This window comes from Kouleothrix sp. (assembly GCF_046328425.1).
Lineage (GTDB): Bacteria > Chloroflexota > Chloroflexia > Chloroflexales > Roseiflexaceae > Kouleothrix.
In genome coordinates, this window is record NZ_JAXLWP010000011.1 from 36,628 (window position 1) to 60,832 (window position 24,205).

At 69.5% G+C, this 24,205-nt stretch carries 20 protein-coding genes; 9 read left to right on the top strand and 11 right to left on the bottom strand.

The window, feature by feature from the left end:
* Window positions 1-20 precede the first annotated feature (20 nt).
* The gene (locus U0177_RS11700; protein ID WP_409570810.1) at window positions 21-404 is read left to right on the top strand and encodes a hypothetical protein; all 384 of its coding nucleotides are present in this window, start codon (window positions 21-23) and stop codon (window positions 402-404) included.
* Between the two features lie 110 nt (window positions 405-514).
* Window positions 515-1,591: a glycosyltransferase gene (locus U0177_RS11705; protein WP_409570811.1), complete on the top strand. Its 1,077-nt coding sequence runs from the start codon at window positions 515-517 to the stop codon at window positions 1,589-1,591.
* On the opposite strand, the gene U0177_RS11710 is transcribed toward U0177_RS11705, so the two are convergent.
* From U0177_RS11710 to U0177_RS11725, 4 genes are all read right to left on the bottom strand, one after another.
* Entirely contained in the window at window positions 1,588-3,105 is a 1,518-nt protein-coding gene (locus tag U0177_RS11710; RefSeq protein ID WP_409570812.1) for an oxidoreductase, read from the bottom strand. The genes U0177_RS11705 and U0177_RS11710 overlap by 4 nt on opposite strands.
* A complete protein-coding gene (locus tag U0177_RS11715; RefSeq protein WP_409570813.1) occupies window positions 3,089-3,844 on the bottom strand; it encodes an FAD:protein FMN transferase in 756 nt (251 codons plus the stop codon). The genes U0177_RS11710 and U0177_RS11715 overlap by 17 nt, the downstream gene beginning before the upstream one ends.
* Entirely contained in the window at window positions 3,841-4,437 is a 597-nt protein-coding gene (locus U0177_RS11720; RefSeq protein ID WP_409570814.1) for an FMN-binding protein, read from the bottom strand. Before U0177_RS11720 ends, U0177_RS11715 begins: the two co-directional genes overlap by 4 nt.
* Before the next feature lie 231 nt (window positions 4,438-4,668).
* Window positions 4,669-6,027 (bottom strand): Nramp family divalent metal transporter, encoded by a 1,359-nt coding sequence (locus U0177_RS11725; RefSeq protein ID WP_409570815.1) that lies wholly within the window; start codon window positions 6,025-6,027, stop codon window positions 4,669-4,671.
* A 335-nt stretch (window positions 6,028-6,362) separates the two neighbouring features.
* Between U0177_RS11725 and U0177_RS11730 the strand changes: the two genes are divergently transcribed.
* The gene (locus U0177_RS11730; protein ID WP_409570816.1) at window positions 6,363-6,926 is read left to right on the top strand and encodes a DUF2231 domain-containing protein; all 564 of its coding nucleotides are present in this window, start codon (window positions 6,363-6,365) and stop codon (window positions 6,924-6,926) included.
* 353 nt (window positions 6,927-7,279) lie between these two features.
* On the opposite strand, the gene U0177_RS11735 is transcribed toward U0177_RS11730, so the two are convergent.
* From U0177_RS11735 to U0177_RS11750, 4 genes are all read right to left on the bottom strand, one after another.
* On the bottom strand, window positions 7,280-8,353 hold the full coding sequence (locus tag U0177_RS11735; RefSeq protein WP_409570817.1) for a Gfo/Idh/MocA family protein: 1,074 nt from the start codon (window positions 8,351-8,353) through the stop codon (window positions 7,280-7,282).
* 367 nt (window positions 8,354-8,720) lie between these two features.
* Entirely contained in the window at window positions 8,721-11,378 is a 2,658-nt protein-coding gene (locus U0177_RS11740) for a DEAD/DEAH box helicase (protein ID WP_409570818.1), read from the bottom strand.
* Between the two features lie 835 nt (window positions 11,379-12,213).
* Window positions 12,214-13,059 (bottom strand): 4,5-DOPA dioxygenase extradiol, encoded by an 846-nt coding sequence (gene ygiD / locus U0177_RS11745; protein ID WP_409570819.1) that lies wholly within the window; start codon window positions 13,057-13,059, stop codon window positions 12,214-12,216.
* Between the two features lie 103 nt (window positions 13,060-13,162).
* On the bottom strand, window positions 13,163-13,756 hold the full coding sequence (locus U0177_RS11750) for a Crp/Fnr family transcriptional regulator (RefSeq protein ID WP_409570820.1): 594 nt from the start codon (window positions 13,754-13,756) through the stop codon (window positions 13,163-13,165).
* A 231-nt stretch (window positions 13,757-13,987) separates the two neighbouring features.
* Here U0177_RS11750 and U0177_RS11755 point away from each other — a divergent pair, with 231 nt between their 5' ends.
* Genes U0177_RS11755 through U0177_RS11775 form a run of 5 tightly spaced genes read left to right on the top strand, consistent with a single transcriptional unit; the run spans window position 13,988 to window position 18,173 of the window.
* Window positions 13,988-14,857 carry a DUF4129 domain-containing protein gene (locus U0177_RS11755; RefSeq protein WP_409570821.1) on the top strand — a complete coding sequence of 290 codons (870 nt, stop codon included), beginning with the start codon at window positions 13,988-13,990 and terminating at the stop codon, window positions 14,855-14,857.
* Window positions 14,854-15,468 carry a hypothetical protein gene (locus tag U0177_RS11760; protein WP_409570822.1) on the top strand — a complete coding sequence of 205 codons (615 nt, stop codon included), beginning with the start codon at window positions 14,854-14,856 and terminating at the stop codon, window positions 15,466-15,468. The genes U0177_RS11755 and U0177_RS11760 overlap by 4 nt, the downstream gene beginning before the upstream one ends.
* The gene (locus U0177_RS11765) at window positions 15,449-16,414 is read left to right on the top strand and encodes an AAA family ATPase (RefSeq protein WP_409570823.1); all 966 of its coding nucleotides are present in this window, start codon (window positions 15,449-15,451) and stop codon (window positions 16,412-16,414) included. Before U0177_RS11760 ends, U0177_RS11765 begins: the two co-directional genes overlap by 20 nt.
* Entirely contained in the window at window positions 16,414-17,688 is a 1,275-nt protein-coding gene (locus U0177_RS11770; RefSeq protein ID WP_409570824.1) for a DUF58 domain-containing protein, read from the top strand. The genes U0177_RS11765 and U0177_RS11770 overlap by 1 nt, the downstream gene beginning before the upstream one ends.
* On the top strand, window positions 17,685-18,173 hold the full coding sequence (locus U0177_RS11775) for a hypothetical protein (RefSeq protein WP_409570825.1): 489 nt from the start codon (window positions 17,685-17,687) through the stop codon (window positions 18,171-18,173). The genes U0177_RS11770 and U0177_RS11775 overlap by 4 nt, the downstream gene beginning before the upstream one ends.
* A 16-nt stretch (window positions 18,174-18,189) precedes the next feature.
* Here U0177_RS11775 and U0177_RS11780 read toward each other — a convergent pair whose 3' ends face one another.
* Complete coding sequence (locus tag U0177_RS11780; protein ID WP_409570826.1) at window positions 18,190-19,518, bottom strand: cytochrome P450; 1,329 nt, start codon at window positions 19,516-19,518, stop codon at window positions 18,190-18,192.
* Between the two features lie 892 nt (window positions 19,519-20,410).
* Here U0177_RS11780 and U0177_RS11785 point away from each other — a divergent pair.
* Window positions 20,411-22,378: a DUF4910 domain-containing protein gene (locus tag U0177_RS11785; protein WP_409570827.1), complete on the top strand. Its 1,968-nt coding sequence runs from the start codon at window positions 20,411-20,413 to the stop codon at window positions 22,376-22,378.
* Here U0177_RS11785 and U0177_RS11790 read toward each other — a convergent pair.
* Both U0177_RS11790 and U0177_RS11795 read right to left on the bottom strand, forming a co-directional pair.
* Entirely contained in the window at window positions 22,375-23,082 is a 708-nt protein-coding gene (locus U0177_RS11790; protein ID WP_409570828.1) for a hypothetical protein, read from the bottom strand. The genes U0177_RS11785 and U0177_RS11790 overlap by 4 nt on opposite strands.
* Before the next feature lie 315 nt (window positions 23,083-23,397).
* Window positions 23,398-24,078 (bottom strand): hypothetical protein, encoded by a 681-nt coding sequence (locus tag U0177_RS11795; protein ID WP_409570829.1) that lies wholly within the window; start codon window positions 24,076-24,078, stop codon window positions 23,398-23,400.
* Window positions 24,079-24,205 lie beyond the last annotated feature (127 nt).

Genomic DNA, 24,205 nt, shown 5'->3' on the forward strand with positions numbered 1-24,205 from the left:
GGCCAACAGCGAGAGCACCCATGCCCGACCAACGCCCGGCCTTGTTCACGATCACGCCCGCGCAGGGCGACGAGCCGCTGCTGAGCGCGATCGAGCGCGGGCTGGCCGAGCGCGCGTCGCCGCTGGCGGCGCTGCCGACGCTGACAAACGTGGCGCTGGGCGACCCGTACCTGGCTGGCCAGCTAGCCGCGCTGCACGGCAGCTGGGAGCTGCGGCCGCCGCCGGCGCGCGGGCTGCTGGCGCGGCTGCGCACCCGGCTGGCCTGGTGGCTGCTCGGCCGCGAGCTGGCTGAGATCAGCGCCACCCACGCCACACTCGTGCGGATCGTCGACAGCCTGGTGGTGCAGCTCGACGACGAGCGCAGCGCCCGCCGGCGGATCGAAGAGCACCTTGCCCAGCGGTAAATCTCGGGTACGCGCTTGCGTGATTCGGCCTCGTAAAGCGACGAGGTTGCAGCCTGCGGCGGAGCACGCCAACTGCGTAAGCCCTAAAATGCTGAGCTTTGAGTTTTGCTATGCTCACCTGGCACTCCTCATTTGCCGCGCTCACCGGCTACAGCGGCTCATCGCTGGCGTACGTGCTCGGGCTCGACGCTCTGGGCGTCGCGGTGCGGCCGCTGTACCTGTACGGCACCGACTACGACGAGCAGGTGCAGGCCGGCGGCATGCACCCGCGCATCCGCGAGCTGCAGGCGCAGCCGCTGCGCCTCGACGCACCCCAGGTAGTGTATGCCCCCGGCGACCGCTTCAGCAAGAACAGCGGGCGCTACCGCGTCGGCTTTACCATGCTCGAAACCGACCGCTTGCCCGCGAGCTGGGTCGAGCAGGCCAACCAGATGGACGAGGTGTGGACGCCGACCGAGTGGGGTGCGGCGGTGTTTCGCGCGAGCGGCGTGGCGCGGCCGGTGCACGTGATCCCGCTGGGCGTCGACGCCGCGCGCTTCAGGCCGGCCGCGCAGCCGCGCGCGCGGCTGCGCGAGCGCACCATCTTTCTCTCGGTGTTCGAGTGGGGTGAGCGCAAGGGCTGGGATGTGCTGCTGCGCGCCTGGCGCGCGGCCTTCCGCCCCACCGACGACGTGCTGCTGCTGCTGAAGATCGACTGCCGCATGCCGCTGCCAAACCCGCTGCGCGAGCTGGCGCGCGCCTTGCCCGATCCGCACCCGCCGGTCGGCCTGATCTACAACCAGCCGCTGAGCGGCGCGCAGCTGATCGAGCTGTACCAGGGCGCCGACTGCTTTGTGCTGCCGACGCGCGGCGAAGGCTGGGGCATGCCCGTCCTCGAGGCCATGGCCTGCGGCCTGCCGGCGATCGCCACCGACTGGAGCGGCCAGACGACGTTTCTGAACGCGCGGAATGGCTACCCGCTGCCAACGCGCGGCCTGGCGCCCACCGGCAGCGAGGCCACGCACTACCGCGGCGCGCAGTGGGCCGAGCCCGACGGCGACGCGCTGGTGGAGCTGCTGCGCCAGGCCGCGCGCGACGAGGCCGGGCGGCGCGCGCTGGGCCAGGCCGCGCGCCAGGAAGCCGAGCGCTGGCCGTGGGCGCGCGGGGTAGCGGCGGTCGCCGCCCGGCTCCAGGCGATCGGCCTCTAGGTTAGCCCCGAGAACAGATCGGTCTTGATCTGACCCGGCCGGATGCCGATCTCGCCAAGCGCGCGCTGAAACGCATTCACCATGGCCGGCGGCCCCGAGATATAGAACACACACTCGCGGTAGCTTGGAACCTCGCGCTGGATCAGCTGCGGCGTGATCCGGCCAACCATGCCGCTCGCGCGCGGCAGATCGCCGGCCTCGCTGACGCTATAGATCGTGCGGATGCCCAGATCGCGCCGCGCCTGCTCGAATACCTCCCGGTACACCAGGTCGGCGGGGGTTTTGCCGGCGTAGAACAGCGTGATCGGCCGGCGCTGCCCGGTATCGAGCAGGTACTTGATCATGCTGCGGAACGGCGTGATGCCGATGCCGCCGGCGATCAGCACGCACTGCTGCTGCCGGTCGCGCGGCAGCACAAAATCGCCCGCGAGCTGCCCGGCCACGATCTCGGTCTGCGCGTCCATCGCCAGCATAGCCCGCTTGAAGCTGCTCGAGGCGCGCGAGAACTTGACGCCCAGGCGGATGTGGTTCTCGGTGGGCGACGACGCCAGCGTGAAGTAACGCCGGTTGCCGCGGCTGTCGGGATCGTCGTGGCCGAGCGTCCACTCCATGTACTGCCCCGGCACGAACGCAAGCTTGCGCTGCGGCACGAAAAAGAAATCGTACACGTCGGGCGCGACCTGCACCTTGCGCGCGAGCTGGAGCACCAGCTTGCCCTTCGGGCTGGCCAGGTATGCAAACAGGTTGCCCACCAGAATGGCAACCTCGGGCGAGGTGTACAGGCGGCCGATATGGAACTGCGGCGTGAACAGCAGGCCCACCAGCGCGCCGTAGACGATCTGCAGCCTGCGCGTCGGCGGCGCGGTCAGCGGCTCGGTCAGAATAACAAACCCGAAGAACAGCATCGGCGAGTACAGCAGCGTGTTCTGCAGGCCCACGCCGACGCCCTCGCGGCCAAGCAGGCCGGCCAGCACCGTGGTGGCCAGCACCACCACGGCAAAGCTGGCGATCATCGCGCCTCGGCGGATCTTGCGCGCGAGCAGCAGCCCGCCCAGCAGCACGAACGGCAGCATCGGCGTCGTGCCAACCCACCAGCTCGCAGTCTGGTTGATCGTCAGCGCCGTCAGCGCCACGGCAAACGCCACCGGGTTGAACAGGTGCCGGCGGCGGATCGCCAGCATATACTTCGAGGCCATGGCCCACACGCCGGCCCACGCCAGAAACCACAGATCGTGGTAGGCCGTGATTGGCGTGATGATCAGCGCGAGGATCAGCGCCGAGATATACACCGACTCGCTGTTGGCCGGCACGCCGAAGGCTTTGGCGAACAGCGTGTTGGCGATGCCGCAGACGCCCACCAGAAAGCCGATCGAAAACAGCAGCGCAAAGGGATCGTAGGGCAGCACGCCGCCGAACGAGAGCGCCAGCGCCACGCCGAGCAGGAAGATCAGGTAGTAGAGCGTCAGCCGGTACATGGTGAAGCGGTTGATCAGCGCGTCAGTCAAGGCGATCATTGTCGATATACCTCCCTAGGCCGCTGGTGAAAGTCGCCTGGCCGTGCCGGTCGATCAGGTAGCCCTCGAAGCCTTCGAGCCGCTCGATGAAGAGGATGCCGGCGGCGCCCATGGCGAAAGCGGCGGTGGCGAAGCGATCGGCCTCGTAGATATTCGGGCCGATCACCGTCAGGCTCACCGCGTCGGTCGCCAGCGGGCCGGCGACCATGGGGTTGTAGATGTGCTCGCCACGGATCGAGGTGCCCGACGTCGCGACGCCGCGGTCGCTCACGGCCAGCACCTTCACGATCTGGTTGATGGCGAACGGGCTGCGAATGCCGACGCGCCACGGCTGGCCGTGGCGATTACAGCCAGTCGCCTGGATGTCGCCCCCGGCGTCGACATAGAAGTTGCGGCAGCCGGCCAGCCGCATGATCTGGGCGGCCTGGTAGATCGCCCAGCCCTTCACAATCCCCGACGGGTCGTAGGCGCCGCCGCGCGCAATGTCGAAGTAGCCGCCGGTCTCCTGGCGCGTCTGCTCGGCCAGCGCGAAGATCGTGCGCATGTCGTGGCTGGCCTCGGCCAGCGTAAGCGCGCCGCGATTGATCCGGCTGATCTCGCTCTCGGGCTTGTAGGTGCTGAACACCGCGTCGACCGACGTAAAAAAGGCGAATACCTGCTCGAAGATGCCGTTGGGCACTGCGGCGTCGGCCACCTCAACGCTGACCGGCATCCCCATGATCAGCCGGGTCTGCTTCATGCATTGGCCTTCACTTTGGCGCTATTCAGCGCGCCCTGCAACGACTCGATAAACGCCTCGCTGGTGAGCGTCGCGCCCGAGATGACGTCGACCTGTGCGCTCTGCAGCTGGATGGCCTCTTGCTGCAGGTACGGCATGGCGATGTTGTTGATGCGGATGGAGGTGCGGCGGTCGTTGGGGTATTCGAGGAACTGCACGTCGGCGAGCGTGCCCTGCTTGATCGTGGCCTGAACCTGCACCAGGCCGTAGTACGCGTCTATTTCGGTTCCGACATACGTGCCGTCTTTGTATGGGCCGAGCGCCTGCGCGGGCGCTGCGGTTGGCGGGGCATCGGTTGGCGCGGCTGTGGCCGGCGCGGCGGTTGGCGGGGCTTTTGTTGGCGCCGCGCGTGTCGGCGGGGCTTCTGTTGGCGCGGAGCGCGCTGGCGCCAGCGCGGTGGGCGCGAGTCCGGCTTCGGCGGGCGTGCCGGCCGGCCCAGCCACGCGCTCGTGGATCGCGTACGCCACGAAGGTGAAGAGCACGAAACCCGACACCGAGAGCTTCTTCAGCAGCCGCCTGAGCCTGGGCGTCTGAGGTGGAGATGTGGCAGCCATGCGCGCTTCCTTCCAGATATCACGAAGGTTCTCGCACAAGTCTAGCCCATTTCTCTAAGAAGCGTCTTAGAAAAGCGCGGCAGTTGCTTAGAATTAGCTAAAATCTCTTCAGGGGAAAGCACCCGGTGCCCGGCATGCAGATGCGGCGCGGCATAGCCGCGCCGCATCTGCAGCGAGGGAGAGGCAGTGCTGCGCGCTACCGGCGAAGGCGCGGCGCGCAGCACGGCTAGGCTACAGCCAGCCGGCGACAGTTTGAACCAGCAGGTAGCCGTTCAGCACCACAATCACCGCCGTCACCGCCCAGGCCAGCCAGCTCAGCCAGCGCGGGTTCACAAACGCGCCCATCTTCTGCTTGTCGCTGGTGAACATCACCAGCGGCACCACCGCGAAGCTCAGCTGCAGCGACAGAATCACCTGGCTGAACACCAGCAGCTCGCCGGTGCCGCGCTCGCCATACAGCGCCGCGACAATCACCGCCGGCACGATCGCGATCAGGCGGGTGATCAGCCGGCGCAGCCACGGCCGCATGCGAATGTTCAGAAAGCCTTCCATCACGATCTGGCCGGCCAGGGTGCCGGTGAGCGTCGAGTTCTGGCCCGAAGCCAGCAGCGCCACGCCAAACACCGTGCTGGCGAATGTCGCGCCGAGCACCGGCGTCAGCAGCTGGTAGGCGTCGTGGATGTCGGCCACGTTGGCGTGCTCGGTGCCGTGGAATGCAGCCGCAGCGGTGATCAGAATTGCGGCATTGATAAAGAACGCGAACAGCAGCGCCACGGTCGAGTCGATCGTCGCGAAGGTAATCGCCTGGCGCTTGCCGGCATCGTCGCGCTCGAACGCGCGCGTCTGCACAATGCTCGAGTGCAGGTACAGGTTATGCGGCATCACCGTGGCGCCCAGGATACCGATCGCGATATACAGCGCGCCAGGGTTAGAGACAACCTGGGGCGAAGGGATGAGCCCGACCAGCAGCGCGCCCATCGCCGGCTGCGCGGCAATCAGCTCGTAGGCGAAGCAGCCGCCGATCAGAAAGATCAGCCCGGCCACCAGGCTTTCGAGGTAGCGGAAGCCGCGGTGCTGCAGCAGCAGCACCACCAGCACGTCGGCAGCCGTCAGCAGCACGCCGGCCACCAGCGGGATGCCGAACAGCAGGTTCAGCGCAATCGCCGAGCCGATCACTTCGGCCAGGTCGCACGCGGCGATTGCCACCTCGCACAGCACCCACAGCACCATCGCCACCGGCGGCGAGAAGTGGTCGCGGCAGGCCTGCGCCAGGTCGCGCCCGGTGGCAATGCCGAGCTTGAGCGAGAGGTGCTGCAGCAGGATGGCCATGAAGTTCGAGATCAATATCACCGAGAGCAGCAGGTAGCCAAACTGGGCGCCGCCCGCGAGATCGGTGGCCCAGTTGCCGGGATCCATATAGCCAACCGAGACCATCAGCCCTGGCCCGGCGAAGGCCAGCAGCTTGCGCCAGAAGCCGCCGCTGGTGGGCACGTGCACCGAGGCGAAGACTTCCGGCAGCGAGGGCATGGCGCGCTTGAGCCGCCAGCCAGGCTCGGCAGAGTAGCGCTGCGAGGGACTGCTTTCGACCATGGGGATGCCTCCACATTCCTGTGCTTGCTGCGAGTGCTGCGCGCCGGCGCTGTTTCGGCCGGGCGAAAGGCCACACGAGCCTGGGTGAAACCGCTTGTATACCTACCGCCGTGGCTGCTTTGCCAGGTAAAATATATTTATTAGGTTCGCCTAAATCGCAGTATACTCCTACTATATAGCTATGTCAAGCGGTTTTTGAGCAGATTCTGATCCACAATAGTAGACGCTGCAGTGCTATGCTTAAGATGATTCCAATGTTGGAACACTACAATCCGCCCGTAACTGATACACTTAGTATCAAACCGTCGTTCAAGCCGTACAATGTGAGGAAAACAATGCCGACAACTGCTTCGCTCCACCCACTGATCGTGCATGCGCCGCTCGTGCTGATCCCCGCCGCCGTCGTCTTTACCCTGCTCAGCCTGTTCTGGTCGAAAGGCGGCCTGCGCATCGCGGCGGCGCTGCTGCTGGCCGCCGGCGTGGCCACGGCAGTGCTCGCCACCGAAACTGGCGAGGCCGCCGAGCACCGCGCCGAGCAGATGATGCCCGAGCTCGAAGACATCAGCGACCCCGGCTCGGTGCCGCAGGCCGTGGCCGAAGGCTCGCTGCTCGAGACCCACGCCCAGCTGGGCGAGATGACCCGCAATATCTACGGGCTGCTGCTGCTGATCGAGGGCGGCCTGCTGTTCTTGACCGAGCCTATGTTCGCGCGCCTGCGCGGCGGCCGCTCGCTGCCGGCCGGCGTGGCGCGCCTGACCCGCGGCCTGTGGACGACGGCCGCCGTGGCTGGCCTGGCGCTGGTGGTGCTCACCGGGCACTACGGCGGCAAGATGGTGTATGATCATGGCGTCGGCACTACGCGCGATGCGCAGACGACATCGAGCGTGCAGACGCCGTAGGCGGCCGCTGCGTATAGCCAAACAATCTGCCGGGCGCGTGGGCGGCAAAGCCGCCCCCGCGCTTTTTTTTGGCCTCGGCGCTAAGCCCGCCGCACGCGAACAGCCGCAGGCTCGAATTGGGTGCACCTCAACGGCCTTTAGCGCCGCCGCCGGCACAGTTGTCGGCGCGCTGCCCACGGCTGGCGTGCAGGCGCTGCTGGGTAAAGAGGTGACGTTAGGGGGGTGCGCGTGCCATAGCGGCGGCACTGGCTGGCGTTTCGCCGGCGCAAAGAACGGCTGCCCGCTCGCTCCACGGCGGTGGCTCTGGCGAGCGGGCAGATCTATCGGCCTGAGCCAGGCGGCGTGCCGCCTGGCTATATCGCTATCTCGCGGCCCTCGGCGGCCGAGCGGTAGCACGCGTCGATGATCTCGGCGCGGCGCAGCCCATCGTCGGCGCTGGGCACCTGCGGCGCGCCGTCGAGCACCGCCGCCACAAAGCGCTCGATCACCGTGTCGTGGCCGCCCTGCTTGCGGATCTTCGGCGCCATGTCGGTCGGCACGCCGCCGATGTCGGAGAAGACACGCACGGTGTTCTCGTGGGTGTAGTTGCGCACCATCAGCTCGACGCCGCCCTCGGTGCCGTAGAGCGTCACGCCGAAGTCGTCGCCGGCGGCGCTGTGGGTAGCCCAGCTGGCCTCGAGCAGCAGCGTCGCGCCGCCCTCGAGCCGCACAAACGCCGTGCCCAGGTCCTCGACCTCGTAGGGGCGCCGCTCGTTGCTGAACTGGTCGCGCAGATCCCAGTTCTTCAGGCCGCGCGGCCCGAACTCGGCGTAGGTGTTCGCGCTCACCGCAGTGGCGCGCGGCTCGCCCATCAGGTACATTGCCATATCAAGCACGTGCACGCCCAGGTCGACCAGCGGGCCGCCGCCGGCCTGCTCTTTGCTGACGAACCAGCTGCCCAGGCGCGGGATGCCGGCGCGGCGCATCCAGTGCGCCTTGGCGTAGTACACCCGGCCGATCGCGCCCGACTCGACGTACTGCTTGACCCACTGCACATCGCCGCGGTAGCGATGGTTAAATGCAATCATCAGCACGCGCTCGCGCTCGCGCGCGGCCGCGACCATGGCCCGGCCCTCGTCGGCGGTGCGCGCGAGCGGCTTCTCCACCAGCACGTGCTTGTTGGCCTCGAGCGCGGCCAGCGTCACCGGCAGGTGCAGCGCGTTGGGCAAGCACACGCTCACCGCGTCGATGCCCGGCGCGGCCAGCAGGTCGGCATACTCGCGGAACGTCTGCGGCACGCCCTGCTCGGCCGCCACGCGCCGCACGCGCTCGTCGTCAAGCCCGGCCAGCGCCGCAATCTCGACGCGCGGCAGCTTGCGATAGGCGGCCAGGTGTAGCTCGCCTATGCCGGCGCCGATCACGCCGACCCGCAAGCGATTGTTCTCCATAGGTGGCTCCTTCGTAGATAGCAGACAAAGCGGGCTGATTATAGCTGATATCTTCGTGGCTTACGTAGTTGGCGCGCTCAGTTTTCAGGCTCGTGCAACGTCGGCCCTCACAGCCAGATGTGTTTCCCCGCCCCTGTCAGGGGAGGAGGTAGGGGGAGGGGTCGAAAGACGTTGCACAAGCCCTGGCTCAGTTTTCGGCAGGGCGCTCCCTGATGTACACGAGTTACGCGGTGTCATCGCAGGCGGGAGGCTTGGAGGGCGCAAGCCTTCCAAAATCATCTCTTTTTGATAGGACGTACGCGGTCGCCTGCGATATAGGCTTGTTCTGCCTACGGCAGCAACGTGATCCGGCGAGGCGCGCGCTACACTACAGCGCGCCCGCCGCAGCCTCGATCTCGCGCAGGGCCGCGCGGTCGGCCTCGCTGGCGAGCTTGTCGCGCTCGACGCTGATGCGGTAGCGCAGCGCCACCAGCAGCGCGGCGCGGCGCGGCCCGGCCGGGGTAGCGCGGGCGCGCTCGAGCCGGCCGCGCAGGTCTTCGATCAGGCTCTGCGGCGTGGCGGTGCCGCTGGAGCGCGCCGCGCCGCGCGAGGGCAGCGTGCTGGCGGTGGGCGCCGGCTTCCCGAGCAGCAGCGAGGCCAGCGCCGCCGCGCCGACCTTGGAAAGGTGCTGGTTGCCATTGCCGCACTTCGGCGACTGAATGCAGGCAGGGCAGCCCTCGGCGCAGGGGCAGTCGATCAGCAGCGCGCGCGTCTGCTCCCACCAGCCCTCGGCCTGCTCGTAGCCGACCTGCGCGATGCCGACGCCACCAGGCACGCCATCGTACACAAAAATCGTCGCGGCCTTGGTGTCGGGGTGCGCGTCCTGCGAGAGCCCGCCGATGTCGGCGCGGTCGCACTGGGCAAACAGCGGCAGCAAGGCGATGCAGGCGTGCTCCATGGCGTGCAGCGCGTCGAGCACATCGCCGCACACGTCCTCGACGCGGCGGCACAGCTCGGCCGGAACCGTCCACCACACCGCGATCGTGCGGAACTTCTGCGGCGGCAGCGCCAGGTCGTGCTCGCTCAGCACCGCGTCGCTGTAGTGCTCCTTGCGCTTGTAGCCGGTCACCTGGCGCGTCACCTCGACCACGCCGAGGCTCAGGCTGATCGGGCCGAGCGCGCGCTGCTGCTGCACCCGCTCGACCGAGATCGCGGTCTCGTCGCCTGGCTGGGTGTAGTAGTTCACCTGGCTGCGGCGGGCCTCGGCGTGGCGCGTGTGCAGCGCCGACACCAGGTAGGCGTCGCCCTGGTGCAGGTAGATCGCGCCGGGGTACACCTCGAACGGCGCGCGCGTTGCCGCGACCTGCTCGATCGTGCGGCCGCTCTCGCTATCGCGCAGCGCCACCGGCTCGCCATCGGCGCTGCGGATGTTCACCTGGGCGGCCGGGTGGCGTGCTGCCAGCGCGGCGCCGCCATCGGCGGTTGGCGCTAGCTCGCCGTGGCGCAGCAGCCAGTCGCGCAGGTTGGCGAACGCCGCCCCAAACCAGAGCGCGTCGGCGTCGTGCAGCGGCAGCTCGGCCGCCGCGCAGCGCAGCTGGTCGGCCAGGATAAACGGGTTCTCGAGCGCGACGCGCGCGTGCTCGTGCGGGCGGGCGAAGAACTGCTCGGGGTGGCGCATATAAAACTGGTCGAGCGGGTCGTCTTGCGCCACCAGCAGCGCCAGGCTATGGCCCTGGCTGCGGCCCGCGCGCCCGGCCTGCTGCCAGGCGCTGGCGACCGTGCCGGGGAAGCCGCCGATGACCACCGCGTCGACGCCGCCAATGTCGACGCCAAGCTCAAGCGCGTTGGTGCTCACCAGGCCCAGCAGCTCGCCGCTGGTAAACGCGCGCTCGAGCCGCCGCCGATCCTCGGACGTGTAGCCGGCGCGGTACGCGGCCACGCGCTCGGCCAGCGGCGAGCCGGCCTGCGACAGCGCCTCGCGGGTGTAGCGCAGCACCAGCTCGGCGCCACGGCGCGTGCGCGTAAACGCCAGCGTCTTGACGTCGGCGCGCACCAGCATGGCCAGCAGGCTGGCCGTTTCGATGTTGGTGCTTCTTCGGCGGCCGCTCTCGGGCGCAGGACGAGCGGGGAAGGACGAAGAAAGGCGTGACGACGATCCTTGGTCTTTGGTCTTTCGTCGTTCGTCGATCACCGGCGGGTTCCAGAGCATAAACTCGCGCGCTCCCTGCGGGGCGCCATCGCCGTCGATCAGCGTCACGCCATCGCCGACCAGCGCGGCCAGGTGCTCGCGCGGGTTCGCGCTGGTGGCCGAGCAGCAGATAAACTGCGGGGCGGCGCCGTAGTGCGCGCACAGCCGCCGCAGCCGCCGGACGATCAGCGCCACGTGGCTGCCGAACACGCCACGGTAGACGTGTGACTCGTCGAGCACCACAAAGCGCAGGTTGCGCAGCAGCCCGGCCCAGCGCGCGTGGTCGGGCAGCAGGGTGCGGTGCAGCATGTCGGGGTTCGAGAGGATGATCTGCGCGCGGGCGCGCACGGCGTCGCGCTCGCCGCGCGGCGTGTCGCCATCGAGTGTCGCCGCATGTATGGCAAAGGGCGAACGGCCGAGGAGCAAAGCCGAATTCTCGTCGCTTTGGTCTTTGCTCTTTGTGCTTTGATCCGCCGCGTTCAGCCCGCCCAGCAGCTCGTTCAGCGCCCGCAGCTGGTCGTGGGCCAGCGCCTTGGTGGGGAACAGGAACAGCGCGCGGCTGTGCGGGTCGGTCAGCGCGGCCTCAAGCGCCGGCAGCTGGTAGCACAGCGTCTTGCCGCTGGCTGTAGCCGTCACCACGCCAATGTGCGCGCCGGCGCGGGCCGCGTCGAGCGCGGCGGCCTGGTGGGCGTACAGCCGAGCGATGCCGCGCCGATCGAGCGCGGCGGCGAGCGCGGCGGGCAGCGGCGCGAGCGGCTCGGCGAAAGCCGGCGAGCGTGGCGCAAGCGGCTGCACGTGCGCGATCTGGCCGCTGTAGCCGGGTATACGGCGCAGCAGAGCGGCGAAGTCGGTGATCATGGCGGCATTGTAGCACAGGGGTGCGGCTGGCGCCAGCGTTTGGCGAGCGTGGGCTGGGCGATGTCAATGTCGTGCCGATCACCCTAGCCTGCCCCTGCGCCTCCTAGAGTCGGGGAATGCTCTGCACGCAGGCGAGGCGATGAAAGCAAAGAGCGCCGGACGTTGACGGCGCCCTACTGGCCAGGCGTGTATTAGGGTTAGCGCGAACTCAAGGAAGAACGCCTGCTACTCAAGGAAGAACGCCTGCTACTCAAGGAAGAACGCCTGCTACTCAAGGAAGAACGCCTGCTACTCAAGAAGGAACGCCTGCTACTCAAGGAAGAACCCGTTCCACTCAAGGAGGAACGCCTTCTACTCAAGAAAGAACGCGTTCCACTCAAGGAAGAACGCGTTCCATTCAAGCCGCAAAGCAGCACCCGAGACACCCTAAGAGGCTGTTTGAACAGCCGGTTTACCACCAAGGCGCCAAGGCACCAAGCGGTTCTCCGCTGAGAAAGCACCAACACGATAGACACGATCGTGGTATCTTCGTGTCTTGGTGGTTATACCAACTCAGTTTGATTACTTGTGTTTTCTTGTGCGGCGCCCGGCTTTGCCGGGCGCCGCACAAGAAAACGAAATTTTGGGAACGGCTTCGCCGCCCCCGAACCCCCACCATAATCCAAGCGATCAGCCGGATTTGGTATTACGTCTCAGAGGCTGTTTGAACAGCCTGTTTACCACCAAGACACAAGGCGCCAAGACACCAGGCGGTTCCCGAGCGGCGGCGCGACGGGGCTTGGCGTGAGCCCAAGGCGGGCCTTGTGCTCGCTCCGGCGGAGTGCGGCGCGCGCGGCTACTTCAAGATCACGCTGCGCATCGAGAGCGACCCAAGGTCGAACTCGTCGTTGAAGAACGACAGCTCGTCGCTGGCGTCGCGCAGGCCCAGCGTGTACATCAGCGGCAGGTAGTGGTCGTTGGTCGGCACCGCAAGCTGGGCCACGCGCCCGAAGCGCTGGTACTCGATCAGCGGCTGGTCGTCGTGGGCCTCGAGCTTGTCTTTGACGATCGCATCGAACTCGACCGCCCAGTCGTAGGTGCTGCCGTGCATGCGCATCATGCGCAGGTTGTGCACCACATTGCCGCTAGAAACGATGAGCACGCCCTTGCCGCGCAAGAACGCCAGCTCGCGCGCAAGCTCGTAGTGGTACTGTGGCGGCTGGGTGGCGTCGATGCTCAGCTGGAAGATCGGGATGTCGCCTTCCGGGAACATCGGTTTCAGCACGCACCAGGCGCCGTGGTCGAGCCCCCAGTCGTAGTCTTCGTGCACGGCCACGCGCTTGACATTCTCGATCGTCATGCGCGCGTAGTCGACGGCGCCGGGCGCGGGGTACTGCTCGTCGTAGAGCGCCTGCGGGAAGCCGCCAAAGTCGTGGATCGTGCGCGGCGGATCGGCCATTGTCACAAACGTGCCGCGCGTCAGCCAGTGCGCCGAGATGCACAGGATGGCCTTGGGGTGCGGTAGGCGCCGGCCAAGCTCCTGCCAGCCGTGCTTAAACACATTGTCGGTGATCGCCAGCATGGGGTTGCCGTGGCCCACAAACAGCAGCGGCATCTTCTCGGTGGCCGCGAAGGTGTCGGTGAGGTTGCCGAACTCGTGCAGCCGCATCCCGGCCGGCTTCACCGATTTGCTCCAGTCCATTGCGTTGGTTCCTATCGTTCGATGTATCGTCGTGCCGGCGCGCCGATGATCGGGCACATCCGCGCGCAGCCGCAATCATACCGCCAGGCGCGCGGCCTGTCATTCACATAGGTTCATCGGCGGCGTGCCTGAGCGCGCGGCGGATGCGGCTGAGCGACTGCGGCTTGATGCCGAGGTACGAGGCGATCAGGTACTGCGGGAAGCGCTGCACGATCTCGGGGTGCTGCGCCAGCAGCGCCAGGTAGCGGCGCTGGCCGTCGTCGCCGAATGTGCGGGCGATGCGGCGCTGCAGCTCGATATAGGCGTTCTGAAGCTGGATGCGGAACAGCCGCTCGAACTTGGGCAGCTCGTCGCACAGCCGCGCGAAGCCGGCGCCGTCGATCGCCAGCAGCGCGCTGTCGGTCAGCGCCTCGATCGTAAACAGCGCCGGCGCGCCCGAGAAGAAGCTCGAGAGATCGGCGATCCAGTAGCCGTCGATGCCAAACTGCACCACGTGGATATCGCCGCGCGCGTCGGCGGCGTACGAGAACAGCGCGCCGCGCTCGATGAAGTAGATCGCCTGGCAGGGCTCGCCGGCCGCCAGCAGCAGCGCCTTCTTGCGCACGGCAACCGGCGTGAACATGGCGCGCGCCAGCGCGAACTCAGCGTCGCTGAGCGCGATGGTGGCCTCGATACTCTGGCGTAGTGGCTCGGGCATACGGTTCGGCGGGCTGCTGGTTCGCCGCCATGCTACCCGATACGGCGCCGCATGTCCAGCGGCGCGGCGCGGGAAGTGAAACGAGCGCCGCCGCGTGCCGAGCGCCGGTGGCGCATGCCTCAGGGCAGCGCGCCGGGCGTTTGCCGGCATGGCCGCAGGGCTGGTATAATCGCCCGACCGTCAGCCGCATTGGGCGTGCCCGCGCGGCGCCACAGCGAATCGGGAGTTGCCATGCCCCGCGAGCGCATCTGGGCGCTGATCTGGCTTGGCGGCGCGATCGGCGCCCTGGTGCTGCTCGCCGCCGGCCTCCCGCGCCTCACCTTCGCGCCCGGCCACCTGTACGACTTCGGCGCGCTGCGCGTGCTGTTCGGCGGCGGCGCGTCAGCCCGCGCGGTCGACCCAGCGTCGCTGGCGTTCTGGCAGGCAATTATCGGGGCGATCTGGCTCGGGCTGCTGGCATTCCTCGCGGCAGCGCTGATCGTCTCGGCCGATCTGCGGCGCGAGCTGCTGCGTAGGCTACTGCTGGCGCTGGCGGCGATCACGCTGGTGTACCTCCTGCTGGCGCTGCTACGCGCCCTTCCCGGCGAGCAAACCGCCGCGCCCCAGGCGGCGCTGCCTACGCCGCCACCCGCTGCGGCCGAGCCATTCCCCAGCTTCGACCCACAGCCCGCGCCTTGGCTGGTAGCCGCGATCGGCCTGCTCGCGGCGGCGCTGCTGATCGTCGCGATCTGGCTGGCCTGGCGGCGCGCCCGCGCCGAGCGCGCCGAGCGCCCGGCCAGCGCGCTGCTCGCCGACGAGGCCCAGGCCGCCGCCGAGGGCATCGCCGCCGGCGCCGACCTGCGCGACGCCGTGCTGCGCTGCTACCGCGAGATGGGCCGCATCCTCGGCGAGAGCCGCGGCGTCGCGCGCGCGCCGAGCGCGACGCCGCGCGAGTTCGAGGCCCAGCTGGCCGCCGCCGGCCTGCGCGACGAGCACATTCGCCGGCTGACGCGGTTGTTTGAGCGCGTACGCTATGGCTCGCGCCACGCCGACGCCGCCGAGGAGCACGAGGCGATTGAGTGCCTGACGGCGATCGCGCGGGCCTACGGAGGCGCGCAGTGAGCCGCCGGCTGGGCGTGGCCGCGCTGGCGCTGCTGCTGCTTGCGCTGCTGGCGCTGGCGATCACCGGCGGCCTGCGCGACGCGCTGGTGGTGCCGCTGCTGTACCTGCTCTGGCTGGCCGGCGTGCTGCTCGGCAGCATCCCGCAGGCGATCGTGTGGGGCGCGTTTGTGGCGCTGGCCGCAGTGGCCGCGTGGCGCAGCCTGGCCGCCCCGCCCCGGCGGCGGCCTGTGCCGCCCACGCAGCCCGGCGCCGCGCGCGCGGCGGTAGCCGAGTGGGCCAGCCTGGCCGCCGCCGCCGAGCGCGAGCACTACGCGCGCTGGCTGCTCGCCGCGCGCCTGGCCCAGCTGGCCGTGGCCCTGCTGGCGGCCGACGAGCCGGCGCCCTGGCAGTACCTCGAAAGCGAGCGCGTGGCCATGCCGGCGCCCGTGCGCGAGTATCTGCGCGCCGGGCGGCGCAGCTACCAGCAGCCGCCGCGCCGGCTGTGGCCGCTGGCGCCGCGCCCGGCCACCCCGCCCGACCCGCTCGATCTCCACCCGGCGGTGGCGCTGGCGTTCTTCGAGCAATCGCTGCATACAACGATCGGAGCATCCTATGAGCCAGGCCGTGAATGACGTGGCGCGCGCCGCCTCGCGCGTGATCGCCGAAGTCGAGCGCGCGATCGTCGGCAAGCGCCCGCTGCTGGCGCAGATCCTTGCCGCGACGCTGGCCGGCGGGCATGTGCTGCTTGAAGACTACCCCGGCCTGGCCAAGACGCTGATCGCCAAAAGCTTCGCCACCGCGCTCGGGCTTGAGTTTCGCCGCATCCAGTTCACCCCCGACCTGCTGCCGGGCGATATCACCGGCAGCTATGTGTACGACCGCGCGCAGGGTCGCTTCGAGCTGCGCAAAGGCCCAATCTTCGCCAACATCATTCTCGCCGACGAGATCAACCGCGCCTCGCCCAAAACCCAGAGCGCGCTGCTCGAGGCCATGCAGGAGCACCAGGTGACGCTGGAGGGCGAGACAATGGCGCTGCCCGAGCCGTTTATGGTCATCGCCACCCAGAACCCGATCGAGTACGAGGGCACCTTTCAGCTACCCGAAGCTCAGCTCGACCGCTTCCTGATGAAGCTGGCCGTCGGCTACCCGACCGTCGACGAAGAGCAGGAGATCCTGCGCAGGCGCCGCGAGCGCCGCGCCGACGAGCAGCCGATCGGCCAGGTGACCGGCCGCGACGAGCTGCTGGCGCTGCGCGACGCGATCGAGGAAGTGTATGTCGACGCCGACATCGAGCGCTATATCGTGCTGCTGGCCGACGCCACCCGGCGCGACCGGCGCGTGGCGGTAGGCGCCAGCCCGCGCGGCTCGCTGGCGCTGCTGAAGCTGGCGCGCGTCCAGGCGGCGCTTGAGGGCCGCGACTACGTCATTCCCGACGATGTCAAGGCGTTCGTCAAGCCGGCGCTGATCCACCGCCTGATCCTGACGCCCGACTTCTGGATGCAGCGCCGCGCCGCCGACGACGTCGTCGCCGATACACTGCGCTCGGTGGCGGTGCCGGCGGTCGAAAGGGGGCGCTGATGCGCGCGGCCCTCTGGCTTGGCCTGCTGATCTATGCGCTGGTGCTGGCCGGGCTCGCCACGCTGAACGGCGCGCTGCTGGCGCTGGCGCTGCCGCCGCTGGTGTACCTGGCGGCCGGCCTGCTGGCGCGGCCGTCCGCGCCCAGCCTGCGCGTCGCCCGCACGCTCAGCGCCGACCGGGTGTCGGCGGGGGCGCCGGTGGAAGTGCGCGTGCTGGCCACCAACACCGGCCCGGCCATCGCCGAGCTGCTGCTCGAGGATCGCGTGCCCGCGCGGCTCGCGCTGGTTGGCGGCGCGCCCCGCGCGGTGGCCAGCCTCGCGCCGGGCGCGTCGATCGAGCTCGCCTACACCGTCAGCGGGCCGCGCGGGCTGTACCAATTCGAGGAAGTGCTGGCGCACGCGCGCGACCGGCTGGGGCTGCTGACGCGCAGCCAGCCGCTGGCCGCGCCGGGGCAGCTGTTCGTGGTGCCCGAGGTGCCAGGCCTGCGCCGGCTGGCCATTCGCCCGCGCCAGACGCAGATCTACGCGGGGTCGGTGCCGGCGCGCCAGGGCGGGCCAGGCGTCGAGTTCTTCGGCGTGCGCGCCTACCAGCCGGGCGACCCGACCCGCTGGATCAGCGCGCGAGTGAGCGCGCGCCACGCCGAGGCTTTGTTCGTGAACGAGTTCGAGCAAGAGCGCGCCGTCGAGGTCGGCATTATCCTCGACGTGCGCCAGGCCAGCGACATCCGCACCGGCCAGGGCTCGCTGCTTGAGCATGGCGTGCAGGCCGCCGCAGCGCTTGCGACCGGAATGCTCGACCAGGGCAACCGGGTCGGGCTGCTGGTGTACGGCAACACGCTGAGCTGGACATTCCCCGGCTACGGCAAGGTGCAGCGCGAGCGCATCCTGCGGGCGCTGGCGCGCGCCGAGCTGGGCGACGCGCCGGTATTCGAAGATTTCGACCGCATCCCCACGCGGCTGTTCCCGGCGCGCTCCCAGCTGATCCTCGTCAGCCCGCTGCTGCCGCGCGACCGCGACGTGCTGCTGCGCCTGCGCGCGCGCGGCTACCAGCTGCTGGTCGTCAGCCCCGACCCGGTGGCCTACGAGCGCGCGGCGCTCGCGCCTGGCAACGCGGCCGACCTCGGCGCGCGCCTGGCGCGGCTGGCGCGCGCCAGCCTGCTGCACGACATTCGCCGCGCCGGCGTGGCGGTGGTCGAGTGGGAGGTGACACAGCCGTTTCAGCAGGTGGCTGCGGCGGCGCTCAGCCGGCCCGCCCCGCCGAGGAGCCTGCTATGAGTCGCGCGGCCACGCTGGCGATCGGGCTGGCCACGCTGCTTCTGGCGCTGGGCTACGCGCTGGCCGCGAGCTGGCCGGGCGCGGCGGCCAGCCTGGCGATTGGCGGCGCGTGGCTCGTGGGGCTGCGCCGCGCGTGGCCGGCCGCAGGCGCGCTTGGCCTGCTGGGCCTGGCTGGCGCGGCGGCGGCCGGCGTGGCGCTTGGCGTCGCCGGCCCGCTGGCGCTGGCAGGGGTGGCGGCGGCGCTGGCCGGCTGGGATCTCGAGCGCTTCGCCGCGCGCATTCGCGGCGCCTCCGGCGACACCGCCGCAGTCGAGCGCGCGCATCTGCGGCAGCTGCTCGGCATCCTGGGCGCCGGCCTGCTGCTCGGGGCGCTCGCGCTGGCGCTGCGCCTCGCGCTGAGCTTCGGCGCGGCGCTGCTGCTAGCCGCGCTGGCGATAGTCGCGCTCGGCCGGGCGTTTCGGCTGCTTCGGCGCGCCGAAGAGTAATATCGAATCCGGCAGATCACGTGCTCCGCTGCACGCGCACGCGCAGCCCGTCGCGCGGCATGCGCGTCGGCACTGCTACCGGGTCGAAGCGCTGGCCAGGCAGCAGCTCGAAGCGCACATTCCGCAGCAGGTACGCCATCACGATGCGCATCTGCATCTGCGCGAACGCCAGGCCCACGCACACGCGCGGCCCGCCGCCAAAGCCGACCATGCAGAACGGCTGCCGGCCCTCGTTGCGCGGCGCGGCGAAGCGCGCTGGGTCGAAGCACTCGGGATCGTGCCACAGCTCGGGCATGTGGTGGGTGAACACGCTCGAGTACATCACATTCCAGCCGGCTGGGATGTGGAAGCCGCCGTACTCAAACTCCTCGACCACCGCGCGGAAACCGCCGGGCGCGGGCGGGTGCAGGCGCTCGGCCTCGCGCAGCACCCGGTCGAGCGCGGGCATGCGCTTGAGAGCGGCGGCGTCGAGCGCAGCCCCGCCCAGCGCGAGCTGCTCGGCGCGCGCTTCGGCGTCTACGGCCGGGTGGCGCGCCAGCTCATACACCACCCACGTCAGCAGCGAGGTGATCGTATCGTGGCCGGCCCACAGGAGCACCAGCAGCTCGTCCATCAGCTCGGCGTCGCTGAAGCCCTCGCCGGCCTCGTCGCGCGCGGCTACCAGCGTGCCCAGGATGGTATCGGCGGGGGCGCGGCGGTGCTCGGCCACAATCCGCGCCAGGATCGGCCGCAGGCGCTGGCCGGCGTCCCAGGCGCGGCCGTAGGGCAGCCAGGGCAGGCGCCAGGCCGGCGGCGCGAACAGGCCGCGCGTAAAGGTACGGAATAGCTTGAAACACTCGGCCGCCTCGTCCTGGAGCTGCGGGCCAAGCATCAGGCGGGTCGCGATATCGAAGCTCAGGCGCTTGAAGCCGTCGAACAGCCGCAGCTCGCCCAGCGCCAGCCACTGCTGCGCATGCCCCGCCACCTGCGCCTGCATCTCGGCGGCATAGCCCTGCAGCACGGCACCGTGCAGCGCCGGCATAATCATGGCGCGGTGGCGGCGGTGCGTGGCGCCGTCGAGCAGCGACAGGCCGTCGCCGATCAGCGACGTGATCGTCTTGCTCCAGCCCTGGCGCGACGAGAACAGGTGCATGTGCGTGCCGAGGATGAAGCGGTTGGCCTCGGGGCCAAGCAGCACCGCGGTGGGCCGGCCCATGAGGTGAGTGCGCCACACCGGCCCGTAGCGCGCGTGCCGATCGCGGGCGAACTTAAGCGGGTCGCGCGCCCAGTCGCCCGTCTCGCCGAGCACGGGGAAACCACGCCGGCCGGGCGGAAGCGGCCGCGTCCGTGACATCGAAATAGCCATCGTGCCTTTCTCCATCAGCTATGCGCAGGTCTTTATGGTATCATATCTGGCCTGGTGGTGTGCGGGGTGCTTCGCCCCCGTGCCCCCGAGTAGGGAAGCATTGTCGGGGCGCTTCGCCCCCGTGCCCCCAAGTGGGGACATGGGATATTCTTTCGGGGCGCTTCGCCCCCGTGCCCCCGAGTAGGGAAGCATTGTCGGGGCGCTTCGCCCCCGTGCCCCCGAGTGGAGGCATCGGATAGTCTTTCGGGGCGCTTCGCCCCCGTGCCCCCAAGTGGGGACATGGGATAGTCTTTCGGGGCGCTTCGCCCCCGTGCCCCCGAGTAGGGAGACAGTCGGGGCGCTTCGCCCCCGTGCCTCGAGTAGGAAAACCCTGCCGGTTTTCCTACAACCTTTCCGGCTGAAAGAGCGCCGTGCCAGCGAGCAATGTCATGCGATCATGCCTCAGGGCAACCGTTTCACGTTCTTTGGTACCACAATGTGATGCGCGTACGCCTCAGGGCAACCGTTTCACGTTCTTTGGTACCACAATGTGATGCGCGTACGCCTTAGGGCAACTGTTTCACGTTCTTCGATGCCACGGGGCATGAGCCACCAGCATTTCGGTGGTGACGGCATTCTTTAAGGGGCCTGGGGCAGCGCCCCATCCGGGTGCAGGGGCGTCGGCACGCCCCTGCCGCAGGGCACGGGGCGCGCAGCCCCGTAACTACACTTCACGGGGGCACGGGGGCGCGCAGCCCCCGAATACGCCTCACGGGGCACGGGGGCGCGCAGCCCCGAACGCCTCACGGGGCGCGGGGGCGCGCAGCCCCCGAATACGCCTCACGGAGTACGGGGGCGCGCAGCCCCCAACACCATTCGCATAGCCCGCACACAAGCAACTAAAGGAAACCCGATGTACCAGCACCTCCTCACCGCCCTCAACGCCGAGGTCTCCGGCGACGCCGCCAAGCGCCTAGTCGCGCGCATCAGCCAGTGGCACCGCATCCAGGCCAGCCCGATGTACCGCGAGGCCGCCGAGTGGCTGCGCGCCACCGTGGCCAGCTACGGGCCGCAGGCTCAGCTCGAGCAATTTCCGGCCCGCGAGGGCGCCTATGCCTGGGCCGAGCCGATGTTTCAGGAGTGGTGGTGCGACGACGCCACGCTGCACCTGGTCGAGCCGGGCGGCGAGCTGCGGCGCCTCGCCGACTACCGTGCCGTGCCGCTTTCGCTGATGCCGCGCAGCGCCCCGGCCGACGGCGAGTACGAGGTGGTGGCCGTCGAGGGCGGCGACCGGCCCGAGCACTACGCCGGGCTCGACGTGCGCGGCAAGCTCGTGCTCACCCGCAGCATGCCGATGGCCGCGCACCCGCTGGCAATCGAGCAGCTCGGCGCGGCCGGGCTGATCTTCGACGGCATGCGCAGCGTGCCCGAGGTCTGCCCGCCCGGCGACCTGCAAGACGACATCCAGTACGCGTCGTGGTGGTGGTGGGGCGGCGAGACGCGCGCGTTCGGCTTCGCGCTCAGCCCGCGCGCCGGCGCCGAGCTGCGCCGAACGATCGCGCGGGCCCAGGCGCGCGGCCAGGCCGTGCGGGCGCGCGCGCGCGTGCGCAGCCACTTCGCCGACGGCACGATCGAGACGGTGTCGGCGCTCATCCCTGGCGCCACCGGCGAGGAGGTGGTCATCAGCGCGCACCTGTGCCACCCGGCGCCCTTCGCCAACGACAACGCCAGCGGCGCGGCTGCGGCCATGGAGGCGGCGCGCGCGCTGGCGGCGCTGATCGCGTCGGGCGCGCTGCCGCAGCCGCGCCGCGGCATCCGCTTCCTGTGGATGCCCGAGATGACCGGAACGTACGCGTACCTTGCCGCGCACGAGGCCGAGCTACCGCGCCTGGTCGCCGGCCTGAACCTCGACATGGTCGGCGAGGACCAGGAGCAGTGCGGCAGCTCGTGGCTGCTGATCCGCACATCCGACGCCATGCCCAGCTTCGCCGCGCCGCTGCTCGAGGCGCTGCGCGAGGGCTACTTCGGCCAGGCCCACACCTTCAACGGCCAGGGCGAGTTCCCGCTGTTCCGCCACGCAGTGGTGCCGTTCTCCAATGGCAGCGACCACTACATCTTCGGCGATCCGTCGGTGGGCGTGCCCTCGCCAATGCTCATCCAGTGGCCCGACCGCTTCTACCACACCACTGCCGACACGCTCGACCGTGTCGACCCGCGCTCGCTGGCGCGGGCGGCGGCGCTGGCGGCAACCTACGCCTACTTCGTGGCCAGCGCCGGCCCGCGCGAGGTGGCATGGCTCGCGCGCGAGATGAACTATCGCTTCGAGGTGCGGCTGGCGCGCAAGCTGCAGAGCGCCACCACCGCCGCGCTGGGCGGGGCCGCGCCCCACGGCCCCGAGTGGGGCGCGCGCGTGGCGTTCCGGCTCGATCGGCAGGAGGCCGCGCTCGAGAGCCTGCGCCGGCTCGACCCGGCGTTCGACGCGCGGCCCTGGCGCGAGCAGGCGCGCGCGGTCGCCGACGCGGCCTGGGCGCGCGCGCGCGACGCGCTCGAGAGCTGGCGCGTCGCCGAGCGCCCGGCGCTGCCCGAGGCCGAGGCGCGGCTCGTGCCGGTGCGGCGTTTCCGTGGGCCAATCAGCCTGCAGCCCTACCTGCGGCGCCTGCCCGAGGCCGAGCGCGCCGCCGCCCGCAGCACAATACGGCGCCACGGCGAGTTCATGGATCTGCCGGCCGACGTGGCGCTGTACTGGGCCGACGGCGCGCGCACGCTGGGCGAGATCCTCGACCTCACCGAGCTGGAGACCGACGTGCGCGACGCCGAGGGGCTGCTGGCGTATTTCAGGCTGCTCGAGCGGCTGGGGTTAGTCGGCTGGGCCGGCGGCTAGCGCAGGCCGATATCCGCGACCACGATCATGCGGCCGGCCGCGTTGGTGACGCGCAGCTCGGCGGAGCCGGGGGCGAGCGCCGCCAGCTGAAACGAGCCCAGGTCGTCGACGGCGGCTGTGGCGACAAGCGCGCCGCCCTGGCGCAGCTCGGCCAGCGCCCCCTCCCAGGCGGCCTGGTCGTCGGCCACCAGCTGGCCCTGGGCCTCCAGCAAGCCATCGGCGCGCGGCTGGAAATCGAGAAAGATCGTCACGTCGCCGGCATTGGCCACCAGCGGGCCATCGCCGGCGCCGCGCAGGGCTGCGGCAGGCTGGTGCGGCAGCAGCCGGGCAATACGCTGCGGTGCGGCGATCGGGCGGCGCGGTGGGGCCGCAGCGGGAAGCGGATTGGGCGCGGCGGCATCGGCGAGAAATACGCGCAGATCGGCCAGCTCGCCAGCGCAGCGCGCACAGCCGGCCAGGTGATCGGCCAGCGATTGGGGCGAGACCGACCGGCCGCGCGCGTACTCGGCAAGCTCGTCGGGGGATGGGCAATCCCAGCGGTACAGGCGCGCGCTCAGCCGCCGCTCGAACGCGCGCGCGTCGGCAAGGCGCCGAGCGCAGTGCGCGCAGCCGGCCAGGTGCGCCAGCACATCCGGCTCGGCCAGATCGTCGAGCGCGGCGGAGAGCTGATCGCTCGTGAGCGGCGGCGGGATGCTACACGTCATGTTCCACCTGTGCTAGCCGGGATGAAATAGGTCATCGCATGCAGATAAATACAATCGCGGCGAATTTATCAATCCACTAAATAGTACTTATTCACACAAGTTACGCGGTGCGCGTTTTTGCCTTCGGCAGGGCGGTACTTTTTCATGGATGGTGCTGAGAGCCTGTTTGAAAAGGGGGTGCGCGAGGGGCATAGCCTCGCACTTCTCTTCTGGCGCGGTGGCGGCCAGAATGTGGCCGCCACCCGCCAGAAAAGTGGAAACTTGGAGGGACAAAGTCTCTCCAAACCACCCTTTTCAAACAGCTTCTAACAGCTTCTACGGCTCGGCCTCGGGCAGGTCGAGCAGGCTGCGCAGCTCGGCATCCGCGCGCAAGATCCGCCGTATCCGGTAGATATCGACCGACACCGCGCGCTCGTCCTTCCACCAGCCGGGGTAGGCGCGCACGATCTCGCGCGGCATCAGCTGCTCGGCAAAGCGCGCGTGCGCCAGCACCCGGTCGCGCTCGTCGGGCAGCAGCGCGACGATGCGCCGGGCGATCTGCTCGTTCACCACGCGCGCGGGCAAGTCGGGCAGATCGGCCAGCTGGCCGGCGTCGAGCGGCGCAAGCCGCGCGCGCTGCTGGTCGCGCAGGTACAGCGCGATTGCCGTATGCACGCACTGCTTGAGGTAGCTCAGCACCGCCGGCAGCGACCGAAACTCGGCGAACTTTGCCCCGCGCAGCGCGAAGAAGAAGCGCGCCCAGGCCGCGCTGGCGAAATACTCGGCGCTCTCGTCGCTGTAGACGAACTGCGGGTGGCGCTGCACCCACGCCTGCATCTGGCGATCGTAGATCCGGTAGAGCTGCGTAAATGCCTCGGAGACGCCGCCCGCCAGCGCGCGCCGGAACAGCTCGAAACAAAAGCGCGTATCGCTCGGCAGCCGCCGGTTGAACTTGTCGGTCTCGGACGCGCACAGGCGCGCCAGGTCGTCGATCGACAGGCTGTCGGCAGCGCTCATGGGCTTCTCCGTCGAGCTGGCGCTCGTGGCACAGCACGCAGCAGCGTGGGTAAAAGAGCCACTATTGTACATCATATTTTAACCACGAATTTGCCTTTTCCGCCCGTTTAGTATATAGAGCGAGCCA

Bases quoted from the DNA above. Each gene is read 5' to 3' on its own strand.
- U0177_RS11795 (WP_409570829.1), bottom strand. From the start codon at position 24,078: ATGAGCGCTGCCGACAGCCTGTCGATCGACGACCTGGCGCGCCTGTGC.
- ygiD (WP_409570819.1), bottom strand. From the start codon at position 13,059: ATGGACTGGAGCAAATCGGTGAAGCCGGCCGGGATGCGGCTGCACGAG.
- U0177_RS11715 (WP_409570813.1), bottom strand. From the start codon at position 3,844: ATGAAGCAGACCCGGCTGATCATGGGGATGCCGGTCAGCGTTGAGGTG.
- U0177_RS11790 (WP_409570828.1), bottom strand. From the start codon at position 23,082: ATGACGTGTAGCATCCCGCCGCCGCTCACGAGCGATCAGCTCTCCGCC.
- U0177_RS11755 (WP_409570821.1), top strand. From the start codon at position 13,988: ATGCCCCGCGAGCGCATCTGGGCGCTGATCTGGCTTGGCGGCGCGATC.
- U0177_RS11740 (WP_409570818.1), bottom strand. From the start codon at position 11,378: ATGATCACCGACTTCGCCGCTCTGCTGCGCCGTATACCCGGCTACAGC.
- U0177_RS11700 (WP_409570810.1), top strand. From the start codon at position 21: ATGCCCGACCAACGCCCGGCCTTGTTCACGATCACGCCCGCGCAGGGC.
- U0177_RS11730 (WP_409570816.1), top strand. From the start codon at position 6,363: ATGCCGACAACTGCTTCGCTCCACCCACTGATCGTGCATGCGCCGCTC.
- U0177_RS11725 (WP_409570815.1), bottom strand. From the start codon at position 6,027: ATGGTCGAAAGCAGTCCCTCGCAGCGCTACTCTGCCGAGCCTGGCTGG.
- U0177_RS11780 (WP_409570826.1), bottom strand. From the start codon at position 19,518: ATGGCTATTTCGATGTCACGGACGCGGCCGCTTCCGCCCGGCCGGCGT.
- U0177_RS11750 (WP_409570820.1), bottom strand. From the start codon at position 13,756: ATGCCCGAGCCACTACGCCAGAGTATCGAGGCCACCATCGCGCTCAGC.
- U0177_RS11775 (WP_409570825.1), top strand. From the start codon at position 17,685: ATGAGTCGCGCGGCCACGCTGGCGATCGGGCTGGCCACGCTGCTTCTG.
- U0177_RS11770 (WP_409570824.1), top strand. From the start codon at position 16,414: ATGCGCGCGGCCCTCTGGCTTGGCCTGCTGATCTATGCGCTGGTGCTG.
- U0177_RS11765 (WP_409570823.1), top strand. From the start codon at position 15,449: ATGAGCCAGGCCGTGAATGACGTGGCGCGCGCCGCCTCGCGCGTGATC.
- U0177_RS11720 (WP_409570814.1), bottom strand. From the start codon at position 4,437: ATGGCTGCCACATCTCCACCTCAGACGCCCAGGCTCAGGCGGCTGCTG.
- U0177_RS11710 (WP_409570812.1), bottom strand. From the start codon at position 3,105: ATGATCGCCTTGACTGACGCGCTGATCAACCGCTTCACCATGTACCGG.
- U0177_RS11705 (WP_409570811.1), top strand. From the start codon at position 515: ATGCTCACCTGGCACTCCTCATTTGCCGCGCTCACCGGCTACAGCGGC.
- U0177_RS11735 (WP_409570817.1), bottom strand. From the start codon at position 8,353: ATGGAGAACAATCGCTTGCGGGTCGGCGTGATCGGCGCCGGCATAGGC.
- U0177_RS11785 (WP_409570827.1), top strand. From the start codon at position 20,411: ATGTACCAGCACCTCCTCACCGCCCTCAACGCCGAGGTCTCCGGCGAC.